Here is a 16,606-nt window from a genome sequence, read left to right as displayed (position 1 = left end):
ATCACCTACCATAATCCTGTCTCTGTTAACTTCTTGCTCATCTTGTTGGCAAATACGACTAGAATAAATCCAACGACGGCATTGAACAGTCCCACCGCTGTCGCCAGGTCGTAACGTGCATCCTGTAAACCGGACCGGTACACGTAGGTGTTAATAACGTCGGCCGTCTCATAGGTGGCTGGCTGATATAGAAGAATGATCGCCTCATAGCCTACTTCCAACATGGAGCCCACCTTCATGACAAGCATGATTGCGATCGTCGGAATGATGGCAGGAAGCGTGATATGCCACATTTGCTTCCATTTATTAGCTCCATCAATAACCGCTGCTTCATACAAAGCCGGATTGACACCGGACAATGCAGCTATATAGATGATGGTACCAAATCCCGCTTCCTTCCAAATATCCATGGACCCGATAAAAATCGTACGGAAATAATCGGGATTGGTCAGAAAGTATTGCTTTTCTCCACCCATCATTTCGATCAGGATATTGATAATGCCGTTGCTAGGAGCCAAAAAGTTAGTCACAATCCCAGCTACGACAACGACCGAAATAAAATGGGGCAAATACGTGAAGGTCTGCACCGTTGCTTTGAATACCCCATTCTTCAATTCGTTAAATAACAAAGCGAGGATAATCGGCACAGGGAACGCGAACAGCAATTGATACAAACTGAGCAATACTGTGTTTTTTAATAGCCTCCAGAAATATGGACTTTTAAAAAAGGTCTCGAAGTGTTCAAATCCAACCCAGGGACTCGCTTCAATTCCTTTATATACACTGAAATCCTTAAAGGCGATTTGCAGGCCATACATCGGCTTATACGCAAAGATGATATACCAAGCCAGAAACGGTATCAGGAGTAGATAAAGATAACGGTCCCTGATCAGGTTGGTTTTTATTTCTTTAAAGTTAAGCAGCACTCTCTTCTCCTCTCGCAACGATGTTTAGCTGATCCCCTCAGGAGCGCTCCCAATTGAAAGGTCAGCGTTGCAATTTAAACTATAGGAATGAATGTAAGCGCTGTCTATCGCCATTATTTCATCTAGCGGCATCTCTTTATGTCTGGGTTCATAATGTGCATTATTTTATGTATTAACAATTTTCTCGTTATATAGAGAAACGCCCGTCGAACATACAATAGCCGCCTGGCAATTAAGCTAGGCGGCTGTGTTTTGAATCAACAGTTCTCATTACTTGAAGCCTCATTCCTTCTCGTTAAGCTTCTTTGCGTATTGGCCAGGAGCTAACCCTTCATACTTGCGGAACATGCGAATAAACGTGTTTGCATTATTGCACCCGACCATTAGTGCTAAATCTCCAATTTTGATATCTTTCTGCTGACGCATAATCTCTTTAGCTTGCTGCACACGATAAAAATTCAAGTAATCTTTAAAATTTTCTCCGGAATGATTTTTGAAAGCGATACTGACATAACCAGGAGAGAAGTTAAACTCCTCCGCTATCATGCTAAGCGATAAATCCCTTTTGTAGTTGTCATGAATATATTCAATCATCCGCTTTACCGTACTGTTATCCATCATTTCATTCTGCTGATCAATCGTATCCATCATGGCGCCGAACAAGGAAGTAATGGCGGAAACCATAAGCTCCTTCGATTCGCCGTGCTGTACGATGTCCAGAGATTCCTTATGAGCTTGAACGAACTCTTCAAAAGGCATATTCAACTGCTGGATAATTCGGCTCAGCGTAGCCAACACAAGCAGGCTGAACTGGTCGAGCTGCTGCCTGGTTAACTGCCTTTGCTCCAGATTTTCCGATAGCAGACGGTTTAGCGTATTTAAAGCATTCTCCCGCTTGCCGCGAATCACATAGCTGATCAGCTCGCGTTCCGTATCGATAGGATAATAATAGCTGACCATCTGAACTTGACTGAGTTGTTTATAAGTAATGACGGAAGTCTTGTCCACAGCCGATCTTCTCTTCAGAATATCAAGTGCCTGGATAAAGGAGCGGTCAATTTCCCCAGCAGAAATTACAGGCTGGCCTACAGCTGCAGTCAATCCGTATGCATGAGCGTCCTCGATTTGAGCCATCGCTTTCATGAGCTTCTTCTGAATGGATTCCGTATCGGATTCACTGATTATGAAGACAAATTTGGTGAAATCATGATCAAGCAGTTCACAAGGGAAATGAACCTTCAACTGCTCATGAATAATCAAGGAAGTCTTTGATTTTATCGTAAGAATCGCATCTTTCGAATATTGCTCCTCCAATTCCTTAGCGTTCGAGAATGAAATCACACAAACGCTCAAGTTGTTAGAAAGGCTTTGCAGTTGATGTGCATTTAGCAGGTCATCCACCTTGTCAGGTGGAACGAGTCCATGGAGCAAATCCCGCAGGAACTTGTCTCTCATCGAAAGCTTGTGCTCATGTAGCGCGGATTTCATCTGTTCATTGGCTTCACTTATACTCGTCGCTGTCTCGTTCAAGAAAGCGAATTCGTCTGCTCCCGAAGGCTCACCGTAGCTCTTGAACAATCCGACGAGATGACCCACAGGCCGGTACATGCGCCTGGAAACTGTATAGGCGAACGCAAGTCCCACAAAGATAAGAATGGCTAATAAAAGTACAGTCCCTTTTAAATTGGGGGAAAAGGAGTCCACCAAAGAGTAGTTCTGTGTAACATACATATACGACCATTGCGGCATTGTATTCGAGCGGATTAAATGGAAATCGAATTCATCATTGGATAGCTTCTTATAATCCACGGTTGCCTGTTCATCCAGTTGTGCCAGTGGATAGGCAAGCAATTGCTTTTCCCGTTTATCGTCAAAGCTTGATTTAAGCGTTACGTATCGGCCATTTTCGATAATGGCAAAAGCTTCTTGCGCATCAGGTGATAGGGGTGGCAGCAGCAATTGTTCAAAGAATGAGACAACAAAAAATAATGAGTTCCCTATTCCTACCCGTTCCGGATTAACGATTCTTATGGATGCGCTTTCATTGTTCGTCGACGTTGTATTTTGGCTGCTCGATACCGTTATGTTTGGACTCGTGCTGTCTGTACCTAATTGTGCCAAATCCTCATTAGTGATTCCCATACCTTCCATATAGCGTCTTCTATCCGACGAAATTTGCGGCGTAATAACCAAATCGTCGTTAGTCTTCATTAAATCGATGCTATAGCCGAATTCAGAGAATGCATCTATATGATTTTTCAGTGCATAAGAGGCTTGCGTGATCTCATAATAATCGCGATCTTTTTCAGCGAATTTAACAACATGATCATCTAATCTCAATTGTGTAATTAAATTGAAAGAAACACCGAGTTTCGTGTCAATTTTGTCGCGCGATTGCATGAGAAAATTCTGCTGCTTCTGGCTTAATTCCGATCGCACGTTTTGGCTGTCCTTAAAAAAAGAAAGGCAGACAGCAATCATAGTGTAAGCGAAAATAATAACCAGATAAGCGATAAGTAGTTTTGTGAAAAAGGATTTTCTAAGCAATGTGATCTCCCCTTGATGATTCCTTTATAAATTGAAAATCACCCAATGGTAAAATTCGTATCCTTATTGGGTGAGCGTATATCTTTACACTCTTTTGGAAATATCTAACTCACACTATATATGAATATGAAAATACCGTCCATTCCCAAAATTCATACACATCCGTCAAAGTGGTAAGTATTATATTCTTGAATCCTATTACTCACTGTGTGGAATAGTATATATAACAATATTCTAAAAAGGTTGGTGGCATAATGTCTCCTGTAGCAAAGCTGTTTAAATGGGGAACGTGTGTGTATGAGGCTTTTCTGGCTCTGCCTGTCCTCGGCGGTCTCTTTATTATAGCCAATGGTTGGGTCCCACTTGCCGTTGCCTTTTTACTCCACGCTGTAGCCATTGTAATCCTGCAAAGAGAGCGGAAACCCATCGTAGGGAATGTTCTAGGCATTATCACCTCGATTTTAGCGTTTATCCCACTCTTAGGTTGGATCATGCATGGCATCACTGCGCTCGTACTGCTCGTTGAAGGGATTTCCTCTTCACGTCAGGCAAATCGTTATTAATAAGAGCACCTAAATCGTCAGAAAAATAACCCGCCCCTATTCAGGAGTGGGTTATTAGCGTTTATTCTTAAATATGATATATACCTTTATGATTGCCCGAGATTGTATCAACGTCCTGCCGATTGGGAATCGGCCCGCCGGGTTCCACTCTCATTAATGTAACGCCCGTTTGCGTTGCCATTGCCATTCTCAAAACGTTTGCGTTCCGTACGCTCCATCTGAACAATCTGACCTTCATGCACTACGATGTGCAAGGAGCCAAATTCCATATCATCCAGAAGCCCTGCAATCCGCGTAAGCCATAAATCATCCACTTTCAGCGGTTTAGCCATTCTCTAGCCTCCCTTTCCCCATCCAAAGGATTATATCCGCCTAAATTCCATAATTCCGTTATTACCAACCCGTATACTATGAATTAACTTAGCACGGAACCAAAAGTACTGTCAATGGGCATTTTTTCGTGATAACCAGCTTTTAATAATCATCGTCACCAAAGCCAACAACAGGAGCAGTGAAGCTACTGCAAAAGAGGCTGAAAATTGATATTCATTGTACAAAATCTCAACATGCAGCGGCAGTGTATTCGTCTCCCCACGTATATGCCCGGACACCACAGAAACTGCGCCGAACTCGCCCATGGCCCGCGCATTACACAAAATAATACCGTACAATAAACCCCATTTAATATTAGGAAGCGTGACTCTGAAAAAGATTTGCCACCCATGTGCTCCGAGGGTAATCGCTGCCTCTTCCTCCTGTGTCCCTTGATCCTCCATCAGCGGGATTAACTCACGCGCCACAAAGGGAAAGGTCACAAACAGCGTGGCCAACACGATGCCTGGAAGCGCAAATACGATCTTGATATCATGGGCGCTCAGCCAAGGGCCAAACCAACCGTTGGCGCCGAAGACGAGCACAAAGATCAGACCGCCGATGACAGGCGATACTGCAAAGGGGAGATCTATCAAGGTAATGAGAAACCCTTTACCGCGAAAACGAAACTTGGTTACTGCCCATGCAGCCGCTACGCCAAAAAAGGTATTCAGTGGTACAGTGATCGCTGCAACAAGCAACGTCAGCCGCAAAGCGGAACGGGCATCTGGATCGGTCAGAGCAGCTATATATACGTCCCAGCCCTTTTTGAGTGCCTCTGTCAGCACGACAATCAAAGGCAAGGCAATCAGCCAAAAAAGGACTAGTCCAGCAGCTCCGATCAACACCCATTTTACAGCCTTGGTTTCCGTTGTCGCTGGCGAGGATGTATTCTTCTGTAGCCGGGGGGCTTGGAGTGGGATCGTGCCTGCCACAAGTTATTCCTCCTTTAAAGGGTTTTACGAAAGCATGATTAGCTTCTGAAAAATGCCGAACAACGGGAAATATGAAATGTCTTCGAGTGAATTTGGGAGTTATCGGGCGGCTGGAATCGTTCAAACAAGATTACTGGTAATGGGTCACTCCAAGGAATATTGGACTTCCGATCGCTGTTATCCTCAGATTTCCTGATTTGAACCGCTGTCCGCGGTAGAAATCCGAGGATAAAGGCGAACGCTAACGCTTCTACAGTTCCAATATTCCTCTCCGTTCCTTTCTTACCAGTTATCTGGTTCAAAACTTCGAGATCGCTATCGCTCCTCTAAAAGCAAATTCACTCTGCGACTGATTCCGCATTTCACGGAAGCAAGTATGCTTCGTAACATAAAGTCGTCATTTACCTGTTCGGATGTAGCCTCGCTAATACTCGCTCAGCAAGTTCTAATACAAAAACATTAGAGAATAGGGAATAAAATCTGAGTAAAACCGAAAGACTTACCGAGAAGTCTTACGCACCCAACGCTGGAGCGTATTAATGACTAACAGCATTAAGAAGGAAATGAGAAGCAGGAGCAACGCAACGGCAGTAGCACCAGCGTAATCATACTGCTCCAGTTTGGACATAATAAGCAAAGGAGCAATCTCCGTTCTCATCGGCATATTACCGGAGATGAATACGACAGAGCCGAATTCACCAATACCACGGGCAAATGCCAAAGCAAAGCCCGTTAACAACGGCGGGAACAGCTCAGGCAGTACTACTGAACGAAAGGTTCTCCAGCGGCCTGCACCGAGGGTTGCCGAGGCTTCCTCCATATCTCGGTCCAAATCCTCCAGCACCGGCTGTACCGTTCGCACGACGAACGGTATCCCGATGAACATTAAGGCAAGGGTAATGCCAAGCGGAGTAAATGCCACCTTTAATCCTAGTGGCTCAAGCCACGCTCCGATCCAGCCATTTGTGGCATAAAGAGCCGTCAAGGAGACACCAGCTACAGCTGTCGGTAAAGCAAACGGAAGATCGATCAGCGCATCAAATATTCTTTTGCCCGGAAATTCGTAACGCACTAGTACCCATGCCAGCAAGAGACCTAGAATAGCATCCACAAAAGCAGCAGCCGCTGCCGTAGACAGGCTGACACGATACGAAGCCAATACACGCGGATCGGTAGCTACATCCCAGAATTTCGCCCAGCTCAGCCCAGTAGAATTGAACAACAATGCTGAAAGTGGCAAGAGTACCACGAGACTCAGGTAAAGTACGCTGTACCCCATCGTTATCCCAAAACCGGGTAGTATCTTTCGCCGCGTTGTCGCCGATACAGCTGTAGTCGTTGCGGTGACATTCATCCCCTATTCATCCTTTCTCGCCTTCGGCAGGTTAGCCGATCAGCCCCTTACTAGGGACAAATCTCTTAAAGAAAAATATAATTTTCGTTTAATTAATCTGTTATTTAGCACCCGGCACATAGATCTTGTCAAAGATCCCGCCATCGTTAAAATGCTTCTCTTGCGTTTCTTTCCAGGTTCCGAATTTATCAGCCAATGTGAAGAGCTTTATTTCCGGAAACTTATCTTTATATTGTTCTTTCACGCTTTCTAGCGTTGGACGGTAGTAGTTCTCAGCCGCGATTTTTTGTCCTTCCTCCGTATAGAGATACTTCAAGTAAGCCTCGGACACTTCACGCGTATTTCTTTTATCCACAACCTTATCTACTATTGCTACCGGCGGTTCAGCCAGAATGCTCTCAGATGGATTTACGATATCGAATTTATCTGGACCAAGCTCTTCTACAGAAAGGTAAGCTTCATTCTCCCATGCAATCAGCACATCGCCAATTCCACGCTCTACAAAAGTGGTTGTAGAACCGCGCGCACCCGTATCCAGCACCGGAACATGTTTGAACAATTCTTTTACAAATTCCTCAGCCTTAGCTTCGTCGTTATTGTTGTGGTCTAGCGCGTAACCCCACGCCGCCAAGTAGTTCCAACGTGCGCCACCTGATGTTTTCGGATTTGGTGTAATCACTTCTACGCCTTCCTTAAGCAAATCCGGCCAATCTTTGATTCCTTTTGGATTTCCTTTGCGTACTAAGAATACGATCGTCGAGGTGTACGGTGAACTGTTATGATCAAATTTACTTTGCCAGCCTTCATTAATAAGTCCCTTTTCCTGCAAGGCATCAATATCATAACCAAGTGCTAAGGTCACAACATCCGCTTCCAGACCATCAAGTACAGCACGGCTTTGTTTCCCCGATCCACCGTGGGATTGTTTAATGGTGACCTTCTGTCCTGTTTCTTTCTCCCAATAGGCAGCAAAAGCTTTATTATAATTCTCGTACAATTCGCGAGTAGGGTCATAAGATACGTTCAGTAGTTCTACTGGATCTTTAGATGGAGTTTTTGTTGCTTCAGCCGCATTTGTGGCCTCCGCTGAATTGGTTGTTGCTGGTGCGTCTGTTGCCGAACTAGCACTATTGCCGTTGTTGTTATTGCTGCCGCAAGCAGCAGTAAGCCCTGCCGTCAGCAACAAGCTAAACCCTACAAGAAGCCCTTTATTCATCTTTTTCTTCATCTTTTCCACTCCCCCATGTTTTTCTTGCCTTCATTTCTTTCCTGTGGATAACAAAAAGAACGGAGGAAAGCCCACGTATGGCAGGTCAAACCGGTCCTATGACACGTGTCTGCGAGCCTAATGCAGGCGTTCCTCCGTCTGTACGGTAAGAACTTTCTTCAATTATTCCTATCTACTTAGTTGGTTTATATGGATATAATACTGAAACCCTTTAACCGTGTCAAACCTTTTTTTCCAGCCAATGACAAAGGAATCTTTCAAATCCCACGCTATTCAGGCAATAGTGTGGGTTCCTGTAAGATCCACTTGTTATTGATGCTATAAAGTAATATTATTGCTACAGCTTATGGTCTAGAGAAATTACCGCTTAATGTCGGGAGTGAGAATCATGGGTATGGATTTAGAGTACGTCCCTGCGCCGATAAGACCACGGCTTCATAGGAGAATGACTCAAGAAATTAGTCGAAGGATTAGGGGAACTTACCGTTATGATACAACGGTCTGGAGGACAGCAATCGCTGGTCTTTGGATCGTTTGCTTTTTAGCCTTCACCACTGCCGTATTAGGAATACCCACTGGATTAGGGGTGCCAACAGATATTGCACTTGCTGCGGGTACGAGTACCATTCTGCTGGCCATTGCCAGCAATATCATTGCTGTACTGATCGCCTTGACCGGACTGCGCATCCCACGACTATTCGCAGGCTGTGTATTGAGCGATGTTGGAGCGATTCTACTAATCTTATATTACGCAGATTTTGAGATTGAAGCTGCGGCTCTCATTGCTGTTCTACTATCCGTATTAGGTGCATTGGGCGGATTAGCCATCGGTCTGCTGCGCAGCAAAAGAATAACCATGGGACTTCTGCTTACCATTACGGTGACTTTTTCCCAACTTGCTCTGGCAAACGGAGTGCAGGAAATACCTACTTTGGAACCCATTGATATCAGTGATTCAGATGTGATTCCATTAACAGCCGCAAGTCCATCACAACCTGGCAATCAAGCCTATCAGACCTTCACTTATGCCAGCGGTAAGGATCTGCATCGGACCGAATACGGCAAGGATACCAATGTGATCTCTTCTACAGTAGATGCTTCTGCTTATATTAAGGATTGGTCAAAACTCCGCACTTTATTCTGGGGTTTCGATTATAATGCACTTCCACTGAACGGCCGAGTATGGATGCCTGAGGGCGATGGTCCCTATCCGGTAGTTCTGATGGTGCACGGAAATCATATGATGGAAGATTACTCTGACGGAGGGTACGCTTATCTCGGTGAACTCTTGGCCAGCCGGGGGTTTATCGCAATTTCCCTGGATGAGAATTTCCTAAACTATTCTGCTTGGTCCGGTATTCCGGACAATGATTTCAAAGTACGGACCTGGATCATTCTGAAACACCTGGAACAGCTAGCAGCTTTCTCGGATGAACCAGACAATCCTTTTTATCAAAAAATAGATTTCACAAAAACCGCCCTGCTCGGCCATAGCCGTGGAGGACAAGCTGTTGCTATGGCAGCAGACGCCGAGCGTTGGTTCAAAAATGATCCCGTTATGAAGGCAGTAGATCGTTTTAATATAGCCTCTGTGGTCGCCCTTGCCCCTACGGACAAAACGATAGACGATCAGCAAGCCCGTCTCAAGGATGTCAACTATTTGACTCTGCAAGGGGCTCGTGATGGGGATGTACATGATTTCTATGGTGACCGGCAGTATATACGTACATCCTATTCCCAAGGGTCCTCTGCTTTCAAAAGCTCGCTGTATATTGCGGACGCCAATCACAGTCAATTCAACAGTGATTGGGGCGCGTATGATCAGACATTACCTGCTGGCCTCTTTTTAAATCGAGCGCAAACTATGGATGCAGACAAGCAGCGGCAAATCGCTAAAGTGTATGTATCAGCTTTTCTAGAGACCACTTTGCATGGAAAAGACGAATACCAGAGCTTGTTCCGGGATTACCGCAGCGGACTGAAATGGCTACCGGAGACCACTTACTACAATCGATTCCAGGATGGGGGATATCGGCCTGTAGCCACATTTGACGAGGACCGCAACAAGAATACCGTTAATCTCGGAACAGCAGAAGCATCCGGATTATCCTGGTCGGAAGAGCTCGCGAAGGATCGTGAATCGAAGAGCAAAGCCACATATGGTGTCGTTCTTGAACGCACAGCCAAAAAAGACGAGGAAGCTTATTACAACATTAAGCTTAAAGACAGTGTTGTTACTGAAATGGCCCTTTCAGACGCAGATGGCCTTACATTTTCCTTAGCAAACCTCAATGGTGATATCAAAGATGAACTAAGTATTCCGCTACCTCCCAATGTAGAGGTTGAGTTAACCGACAAAAATGATACCTCGGCACGCTTGCCGTTAAGTGAGGTAATGGATATTCTTCCACTGCCGCAAACTCAGTTCACGTTATTCCCATGGCTTGAAGAACGGATTAATGATGGGAAGTACGGTGATCTGTCCGAAGCTGTATTTCAGACCTATGAGATGCCGTTCGAACAGTTTCAGGAGGAAGAACCTGAGCTAGAGCCTGAGAACCTGACGGAAATCACCTTCTACCTTGAAGCCGAGGGAGATAAAATCATGCTAGATGACATAGGCTTTTACGATCTAGGAATTCGAAATATGTTTTAAGGTAACTTGCCATTATACCATTTAAGGCCTTCCCTCAGCACATGTACAGCTGATTGGAAGGCCTTTTATTTTGATAAATTTCGGGGAATAGCCCCTAATATTGAAACATACAATAACCTATTCCCAGCCTACACGGCTTGAATACAGACCGGTGTCTTTATCTTCAGCTCGTTCCCTGTAGGAATTAATCTGCCACTGTCACTATCGATGGAGAACGAAGTGATAATATCACTATTTTGATTCGCAGCGAGCAGCTTGCCACCAATAATGGCGAAATTACGCGGAGTACGTCCGCCTGTAACCTGCCAATCTACCGCTTCAAGATGACCTGTTGAACCCTCAATATGGAACAAGGCGATACTATCTTGTCCCCGGTTTGAGACATACAAGAATTTACCACATGGCGATACATGAATATCGGAAGCTGTATCATCACTACCTGCATTATATTGCTCTGGAAGCGTGCTGACATGCTGTAAAATGCTGAGGTTTCCATTCTGCTCATCATTAGCAAATACCGTTACGGTACAGTTTAGTTCATTCGCCAGATAAATCCATTGTCCTGAAGGGTGTACCGCCAGATGGCGTGGACCTGAACCTGGTGGGAGATTAATCTCCCGATGCTTAGACAGCTTACCTTCTTCAAGGCGATAAATCAGGATTTGATCCAGTCCCAAGTCGCAAACCAGTATATACTTGCCACTTCCATCCGGAATGACGGAGTGTGGATGCGGAGCTTCCTGACGGTCTTCACGAATTCCTGAACCTACATGTTTCACTTGATCAGACATGACCTGAAGCGAACCATCCTCATTTACAGGAAATACGTTGGCATTGCCACCGGAATAATTAGAGACGAATATGTAATTTTGCTTAGGACTGATCGAGACATAACAAGGAGCGCCACCTTCCGTAGGACGACTTCCAAGTGGACTCAACGCTTTAGTAACAGGATCAATAGCAAAAGCATAGACTTCGCCCTCATCCTTCTCACTAACCGCATAGAGCACGCTGCCTGTGCTGTTTACTGCTAAAAACGATGGATTCTCAATGCCCTTAGTACCCTCAAGAATCTTCATTTCCCCTGATGAAGGACTAAGTGAGCAGAGTAGAATAGCTTCCTCACCTTCAGGGTTGTACGTTCCCACATAAAACAATACCTCATTAGGCCGTTCCATAGTAGCGACTCCTTTGTTTGTATAAATTGTATTTACTTCTTAATTACCCTTTACTGATAGCAACTCACTCAGTATTTTATAATATTTTTTCACTATAGCATGTTTATAGTTGTAATACATTATCGAGTTCAATTTTGAAGCCATTTCCTAACTCTTCCGGCAGTAGTAAGTTTTTACAAGTGGTTTAAACATGATTGGCAAGGTTAATAGTAGACATCGAAAACAACAAAACGAAGGAGTTGAAGTAACATGAGTTTTTTATGGATGTTAATTGTTGGTGGGATCATTGGTTGGTTAGCGGGTCTGATTATGGGCAGAGATATTCCAGGCGGGGTAATTGGTAACATTATCGCAGGTATTATCGGTTCATGGCTCGGTGGCGTGCTTCTGGGAAGTTGGGGACCTAAAGTAAGTGATTTCTATTTCTTCCCTTCTTTGATCGGGGCCGTTGTTCTGATCTTTATCGTCAGCCTTATTCTTCGCTCAACAAATGGACGTAGCCGTTCATAAGCTTAAGCTGAACCAATAATTATTGGACTACTTATATTATTAAAAAATAGCAGGTCAAGGTTAACTACCTTGACCTGCTATTTGGTGTTTTCGGCCTCTTTCTACTTAATGTAGTATGCAGTGCTTTTCACGGAGCTACTACCTCCATACAGCGGCTACACTTCAATGTTCCGCCATCGTTTTTCTGTTATAATGAAGATACAAGTGACTCAAATCATAGAGAGGTCGTGAATCATGGGTAGCATTAACCCCTCACTCCTACATATCGGCTCCACTATAGGGACCTTGCTCATGGCGCTAATGGTTATTTTTATTCGTCTAAAAGCTAGCGCACGTCCGGTTACCATTCGAAAAATATGGATTCCACCTCTCGGAATGTCGACTGGCTTTGCCATGTTCGTTGTACCTGAAGTTAGGTTTCCTTTATGGTGGGCAGCACTCGCCTTTTTGATTGGCTGGTTCATCTTCGCGTATCCTCTAATACGCAGCACAAACTTCGAACAACGGGATGGACAAATTTATGCTCAGCGTTCTAAGAGCTTTGCTTTCATTCTGCTCGGACTCCTTTTAGTTCGCACCTTACTTCATGAATTTATTAATAGTTATGTCAGTATCCCTCAGTCCGGTGGGTTATTCTTCATCTTAGCCTTCGGAATGATTCTTCATTGGAGATTCTTTATGTACAAACGTTATAAAGCTATGACCTCCTCGGAGGCACAGTCCTTACAGTCATAAGTATATATTGTTATTCTAAGAAGCCATTTCAATTCATACGATTGAGATGGCTTCTTACGTGGATGAATACCTTGTAGGAAAAAACATTTTTCTGTGTCCGATGTTAGGTAACTTGTGGAGGGATACGTTAAAATATATGCATACCTAACAATAGAAAGCGAGGTCAAGGCAATTGAAAAGTAAATCAAGAAAAGTTGCCATCGTCGGTGCCGGGATGGTCGGTTCCAGCTGCGCCTACTCCATGGTCAATCAGGCAATTTGCGACGAGATCATGATGATCGACCGCACCTATGACCGCGCTATGGCACAAGCACTTGATCTCTCACACTGCATGGATTTCACAAGCACACGCACCAAGGTGTATGCCGGAACCCATAGCGACTGCGCAGGAATGGATGTAGTTATCTTAACCGCCGGCGCTAATCCAAAGGCAGGGCAGACAAGACTTGACGTCCTGGAAGCTTCTGCAGTCATTACTAGAGAAATTATTACCAACATTATGGCTGGGGGATTCGATGGAATATTCGTAGTCGCCGCTAATCCAGTCGATATTGTCACTTATATGGTATGGAAAATATCAGGGCTGCCTCGCCACAGAATTATTGGTACAGGAACCTCCATTGACTCCTCGCGCCTAAAGACACTACTATCTGATGTTTTCTCCATCGATCCACGCAGCGTAAACGGCTACGCACTTGGAGAACATGGTGAATCCCAGTTTGTAGCTTGGTCACATGTGACGATTGGCGGTAAGCCCATCCTGCAAATTATGGATCAGCATCGTGAGCGGTTCCAGCATCTAGATCTGGAGGATATCTCCCGCAAGACCAAAGATGCGGGCTGGGAGATATTTACCAAAAAAGGCTCCACACATTTCGGTATTGGCAGCGCACTGGCTTACATTACTCGTTCCATTCTGAATGATGAGCATAAGATCATTGCCGTATCCGCAATTCTGGATGGAGAGTACGGGCAAAGTGGTATATGTACCGGCGTACCTGCCATTATTGGCAACACTGGAATTCAAGAGCTACTGGAGCTTAACCTAAACACCGAAGAAGCGGAGAAATTCAACGCCTCCTGCAGCATTGTTCGCTCAGGCATTGAGAGCTTACACTTGGAAGACAGCATTTAATCTCCTGCAAACAGAAAAAATCGCTCTTTGGGGATCGGTGAATAACACCAATACCCTAAAGAGCGATTTTTTTATCCTTGATCTTTAACTTTTAATGCTCGGATACTGTTCAGTACAGCCAGCACGGTTACCCCAACATCTGAGAATACAGCCTCCCACATCGTGGCAATCCCAAATGCGCCGAGAATAAGAAATATAGCTTTAACGCCTAGAGCAAAAATAATATTTTGCCATACGATCATCCGTGTACGCTTGGCAATTCCGATAGCAACAGGAATCTTCGAAGGCTCATCGGTCATAATTACAATATCTGCCGCTTCAATCGCAGCATCGGAGCCCAGTCCGCCCATTGCGATCCCAACATCTGCTCTAGCTAGTACTGGGGTATCGTTAATTCCATCACCGACAAAAATAATTTTCTCGCGATGTGACTTTTCACGATCCAGCTTCTCGATGGCCTCTACCTTATGCTGCGGCAAAAGCTCCGCGTGAACCTCATCTACACCTAACTGCTTCCCAACATCTTCAGCTACAGAAGAAGCATCGCCAGTTAACATCACCGTTTTACGGATGCCAAGCTTCTTGAGGCTCTGAATAGCCTGCTGCGAGTCCTCCTTCACTTCATCAGCAATCACCAGATAACCCCCATACTGATGATCCACCGCGATGTGAACAACTGTACCGCTTTGCGCTGGCACCTCATAAGCTATGCCCTCTCGCTCCATCAGACGCGCGTTACCTGCAAGTACGGTCTTGCCTTCAATCGAAACCTCGATTCCATGACCGGAGATTTCGTTGTAATTCGAGATCGCTTCCTTAGAAATCTGTTCTCCATAAGCCGCCCTAATCGATTCGGCAATCGGATGGTTCGAATGGCTCTCCGCATAAGCAGCTGTCTGCAGCAATTCATCCTTAGACTTGCCACCTGACGGATAAATTCCTGTAACCTTAAATTGCCCCTTAGTCAACGTTCCGGTCTTATCAAAGACAACTACTTTCACATCATTTAACGCTTCAAGATAGTTGCTTCCTTTAATCAGAATACCACTGCGTGAAGCTGCTCCAATCCCTCCGAAGAAACCAAGTGGAATCGAGACCACAAGCGCACATGGGCAGGAGATTACGAGAAATACAAGCGCCCGGTAAATCCAATCTGAGAAGGTTGCCCCGCTAATCACTAGCGGAGGAACGACAGCTAGCAGGACAGCTGTGATCACTACTATAGGTGTGTAAGCCCGTGCAAACTTAGTAATAAAGTTCTCTGTTTTGGCTTTGTTGCTTGAAGCATTCTGTACCAACTCCAGAATTTTGGATACGGCTGATTCACCAAAGGTCTGTGTAACTTGCATCGTAATAACGCCGTTCCGATTAATAAATCCACTTAATACTGTGCTTCCCGGTCCAGCCGAACGCGGTACAGACTCCCCGGTAAGTGCTGATGTATCCATCATGGCGCTTCCCTCAAGGATCGTTCCGTCCAGAGGTACCTTCTCACCCGGTTTCACAACAATCACATCACCGATCGACACTTCCTCAGGAGAGACTCGTTTTAGATCATTTCCAAGCTTAAGGTAAGCAAATTCGGGACGGATATCCATAAGTGCCGTGATAGATCGACGTGAACGGTTTACTGCTAGACCTTGGAACAACTCTCCGATTTGGTAAAAAAGCATAACCGCTACGCCCTCTGGATACTCACCAATCGCAAAAGCACCGATGGTTGCAAGAGCCATCAAGAAATTCTCATCAAATACCTGACCCCGGGTAATGTTCTTAACCGCCTGCCAGACAACTTCACTACCCACAATGAGATAGGCTGCTAAGAAAATCAGCAGTTCTACTACACCCTCCACCGGTAAGAATATTCCGGCAAGCGCGAGTATCCCACCGCCACCTAACCGCAGTAGAATCTTACGCGTATCGCCTTCCCCATGCTCGTGGCTGTGGCCATGGCTGTGACCATCCGCATCATCATGCTTATGTCCGTCTGCAGCCTGATGATCGTGTTCATGGCCATGTTTGTGATCCTCTCCATGCGTATGACTACTGTTATTCTGCAGCTTGCGACTGCCCTGAGTCTTCTCTCTTACATTTACATGGGGCTCAAGTGCCTTCACCGTTTTCTTTGCTTCTACAATCGCCGATTCCTCATAACCTGCGGCGGTTTCCATCGTCATTGTCTTCGTAACAAAATTAACGGAACAAGACGATACGCCCTCAATTTTTTTCACTTTATCTTCGATTTTCCTTGCGCAATTGGCGCAATCTAAGCCTTCTAATTCCCACTGACGTTTTACTTTTCCTTGCATCGTATCCATACGGCACATCTCCTCAAATAAAAACCATATATGAGCACTTGTTCATATGTTTTCTTATTGCTATTATATTCCCTTTATTTTTGAAGGTCAATACGTCATATACACCATTTTTCTCCGCTCTCATAAAAATTAAATAAATTGATTTTTTC

13 protein-coding genes are annotated in these 16,606 nt (G+C 44.9%); 5 read left to right on the top strand and 8 right to left on the bottom strand.

Translation table 11 applies throughout. The annotated features are described in order from the left end of the window. Positions 1 to 5 precede the first annotated feature (5 nt). Together ACQKMP_RS19405 and ACQKMP_RS19400 are read right to left on the bottom strand one after the other, a co-directional pair. Positions 6 to 926 carry an ABC transporter permease gene (locus tag ACQKMP_RS19405; protein ID WP_231573375.1) on the bottom strand — a complete coding sequence of 307 codons (921 nt, stop codon included), beginning with the start codon at positions 924 to 926 and terminating at the stop codon, positions 6 to 8. A 282-nt stretch (positions 927 to 1,208) separates the two neighbouring features. Next, the gene (locus tag ACQKMP_RS19400) at positions 1,209 to 3,473 is read right to left on the bottom strand and encodes a helix-turn-helix domain-containing protein (protein WP_427470511.1); all 2,265 of its coding nucleotides are present in this window, start codon (positions 3,471 to 3,473) and stop codon (positions 1,209 to 1,211) included. 254 nt (positions 3,474 to 3,727) lie between these two features. On the opposite strand from ACQKMP_RS19400, the gene ACQKMP_RS19395 reads away from it, so the two are divergent. Beyond that, positions 3,728 to 4,036, top strand: a complete 309-nt coding sequence (locus ACQKMP_RS19395) for a hypothetical protein (RefSeq protein ID WP_076285185.1) — start codon at positions 3,728 to 3,730, stop codon at positions 4,034 to 4,036. 107 nt (positions 4,037 to 4,143) lie between these two features. On the opposite strand, the gene ACQKMP_RS19390 is transcribed toward ACQKMP_RS19395, so the two are convergent. The 4 genes from ACQKMP_RS19390 to ACQKMP_RS19375 all read right to left on the bottom strand — a co-directional run bounded on the left by ACQKMP_RS19390 (position 4,144) and on the right by ACQKMP_RS19375 (position 7,925). Continuing rightward, on the bottom strand, positions 4,144 to 4,368 hold the full coding sequence (locus ACQKMP_RS19390; protein WP_042184406.1) for a YezD family protein: 225 nt from the start codon (positions 4,366 to 4,368) through the stop codon (positions 4,144 to 4,146). Positions 4,369 to 4,479: 111 nt separating this feature from the next. Then, the gene (gene cysW / locus ACQKMP_RS19385; RefSeq protein ID WP_042184404.1) at positions 4,480 to 5,343 is read right to left on the bottom strand and encodes a sulfate ABC transporter permease subunit CysW; all 864 of its coding nucleotides are present in this window, start codon (positions 5,341 to 5,343) and stop codon (positions 4,480 to 4,482) included. A gap of 499 nt (positions 5,344 to 5,842) precedes the next feature. Continuing rightward, positions 5,843 to 6,697 carry a sulfate ABC transporter permease subunit CysT gene (cysT, locus tag ACQKMP_RS19380; protein WP_076285184.1) on the bottom strand — a complete coding sequence of 285 codons (855 nt, stop codon included), beginning with the start codon at positions 6,695 to 6,697 and terminating at the stop codon, positions 5,843 to 5,845. A 100-nt stretch (positions 6,698 to 6,797) separates the two neighbouring features. Next, the gene (locus tag ACQKMP_RS19375) at positions 6,798 to 7,925 is read right to left on the bottom strand and encodes a sulfate ABC transporter substrate-binding protein (protein ID WP_042184400.1); all 1,128 of its coding nucleotides are present in this window, start codon (positions 7,923 to 7,925) and stop codon (positions 6,798 to 6,800) included. Between the two features lie 388 nt (positions 7,926 to 8,313). Here ACQKMP_RS19375 and ACQKMP_RS19370 point away from each other — a divergent pair, with 388 nt between their 5' ends. Further along, positions 8,314 to 10,581, top strand: a complete 2,268-nt coding sequence (locus ACQKMP_RS19370; RefSeq protein WP_339244481.1) for a chlorophyllase/cutinase-like alpha/beta fold protein — start codon at positions 8,314 to 8,316, stop codon at positions 10,579 to 10,581. Between the two features lie 128 nt (positions 10,582 to 10,709). On the opposite strand, the gene ACQKMP_RS19365 is transcribed toward ACQKMP_RS19370, so the two are convergent. Continuing rightward, positions 10,710 to 11,759, bottom strand: coding sequence for a lactonase family protein (locus ACQKMP_RS19365; protein ID WP_427470507.1), 1,050 nt, complete (start codon positions 11,757 to 11,759; stop codon positions 10,710 to 10,712). Positions 11,760 to 12,008: 249 nt separating this feature from the next. On the opposite strand from ACQKMP_RS19365, the gene ACQKMP_RS19360 reads away from it, so the two are divergent. From ACQKMP_RS19360 to ACQKMP_RS19350, 3 genes are all read left to right on the top strand, one after another. Beyond that, the gene (locus ACQKMP_RS19360; protein ID WP_042184394.1) at positions 12,009 to 12,269 is read left to right on the top strand and encodes a GlsB/YeaQ/YmgE family stress response membrane protein; all 261 of its coding nucleotides are present in this window, start codon (positions 12,009 to 12,011) and stop codon (positions 12,267 to 12,269) included. Positions 12,270 to 12,503: 234 nt separating this feature from the next. Next, positions 12,504 to 13,004, top strand: coding sequence for a CcdC family protein (locus tag ACQKMP_RS19355; RefSeq protein WP_042184392.1), 501 nt, complete (start codon positions 12,504 to 12,506; stop codon positions 13,002 to 13,004). 172 nt (positions 13,005 to 13,176) lie between these two features. Next, positions 13,177 to 14,139, top strand: a complete 963-nt coding sequence (locus ACQKMP_RS19350) for an L-lactate dehydrogenase (RefSeq protein ID WP_042184390.1) — start codon at positions 13,177 to 13,179, stop codon at positions 14,137 to 14,139. A gap of 71 nt (positions 14,140 to 14,210) precedes the next feature. On the opposite strand, the gene ACQKMP_RS19345 is transcribed toward ACQKMP_RS19350, so the two are convergent. Next, positions 14,211 to 16,457, bottom strand: a complete 2,247-nt coding sequence (locus ACQKMP_RS19345) for a heavy metal translocating P-type ATPase (protein WP_427470504.1) — start codon at positions 16,455 to 16,457, stop codon at positions 14,211 to 14,213. Between the last annotated feature and the right edge of the window lie 149 nt (positions 16,458 to 16,606).

Origin of the sequence: Paenibacillus sp. NPDC101420 (genome assembly GCF_050277435.1) — a bacterium.
In the GTDB taxonomy this organism is placed as follows: domain Bacteria; phylum Bacillota; class Bacilli; order Paenibacillales; family Paenibacillaceae; genus Paenibacillus_AQ.
Note: the sequence above shows the minus strand (reverse complement) of the source record. Positions and strands in the feature narration are given on the sequence as shown.

What these genes read in the sequence shown, in the direction of transcription:
- ACQKMP_RS19395 (WP_076285185.1), top strand. Translation starts at nt 3,728, where the DNA reads ATGTCTCCTGTAGCAAAGCTGTTTAAATGGGGAACGTGTGTGTATGAG.
- ACQKMP_RS19390 (WP_042184406.1), bottom strand. Translation starts at nt 4,368, where the DNA reads ATGGCTAAACCGCTGAAAGTGGATGATTTATGGCTTACGCGGATTGCA.
- cysT (WP_076285184.1), bottom strand. Translation starts at nt 6,697, where the DNA reads ATGAATGTCACCGCAACGACTACAGCTGTATCGGCGACAACGCGGCGA.
- ACQKMP_RS19375 (WP_042184400.1), bottom strand. Translation starts at nt 7,925, where the DNA reads ATGAAGAAAAAGATGAATAAAGGGCTTCTTGTAGGGTTTAGCTTGTTG.
- ACQKMP_RS19370 (WP_339244481.1), top strand. Translation starts at nt 8,314, where the DNA reads ATGGGTATGGATTTAGAGTACGTCCCTGCGCCGATAAGACCACGGCTT.
- ACQKMP_RS19365 (WP_427470507.1), bottom strand. Translation starts at nt 11,759, where the DNA reads ATGGAACGGCCTAATGAGGTATTGTTTTATGTGGGAACGTACAACCCT.
- ACQKMP_RS19360 (WP_042184394.1), top strand. Translation starts at nt 12,009, where the DNA reads ATGAGTTTTTTATGGATGTTAATTGTTGGTGGGATCATTGGTTGGTTA.
- ACQKMP_RS19355 (WP_042184392.1), top strand. Translation starts at nt 12,504, where the DNA reads ATGGGTAGCATTAACCCCTCACTCCTACATATCGGCTCCACTATAGGG.
- ACQKMP_RS19345 (WP_427470504.1), bottom strand. Translation starts at nt 16,457, where the DNA reads ATGGATACGATGCAAGGAAAAGTAAAACGTCAGTGGGAATTAGAAGGC.